This is a genomic window from Bacteroides sp. An269, assembly GCF_002159755.1.
GTDB classification, from domain to species: Bacteria; Bacteroidota; Bacteroidia; order Bacteroidales; family Bacteroidaceae; genus Phocaeicola; species Phocaeicola intestinalis.
In genome coordinates this window covers 1-639 of the sequence record NZ_NFJG01000254.1, presented here as the reverse complement: position 1 = coordinate 639, position 639 = coordinate 1, and the positions used below count along the sequence as shown (strand labels likewise).

The window sequence follows — 639 nt, the reverse complement described above, 5'->3', positions numbered from 1 at the left end:
TGACACAGTATCCAACCGACCTGACTGAAAAACAGTGGCAAGTTATAAAAAATATTTTAGAGCCGCAAGCGAGGAACCGAAAACATTCGCTTAAAGAGATAATGAATGCAATCCTTTATATCAACAAGACCGGCTGCTAGTGGCGTATGCTTCCCTCTGACTTCGCCCCTTGGCAAACCGTCTATTGCTATTTCCGTAAATGGAAGCTTGAAGGCGTGTTTGAAGAGGTGATGGATACCTTGCACTCCCTTATCCGTAAACAGGCGGGACGGGAGGAAAGTCCCAGTCTTGGCATCATGGATTCCAGAAGCGTAAAGACCTCCCATCATGTTGATTCTGACCGTGGTATAGACGGGAACAAGAAAATCAAGGGACGGAAAGAGCACATCATAGTCGATACGCTCGGCCTTCCGTTAGCCGTCGCAATCCATGAAGCCAACCTGCATGACAGCAAGGGCGCCCCACAAGCCATAGAGAAACTCGCTTATAAATTTCCGCGCTTGGTTAAAATATTGGCGGACGGAGGCTATAGGGGAGATTTGGCTGATTGGGTCAAGAAGAAATTCGGATGGATATTGGAGGTCGTACTCAGACCGGACGAATGTCCGTCCAAATTTCAGGTACTGCCCAAACGTTGGA

1 protein-coding gene and 1 pseudogene are annotated in these 639 nt (G+C 47.9%); both read left to right on the top strand.

Annotated features, from left to right (window positions below):
- Positions 1-20: 20 nt before the first annotated feature.
- Positions 21-173, top strand: a pseudogene (locus B5F71_RS21235) (transposase); the annotation flags it as partial.
- The coding region (locus B5F71_RS19615; protein ID WP_241148673.1) for a transposase at positions 147-639 on the top strand (493 nt) is incomplete at its 3' end. The pseudogene B5F71_RS21235 and the gene B5F71_RS19615, both read left to right, overlap by 27 nt.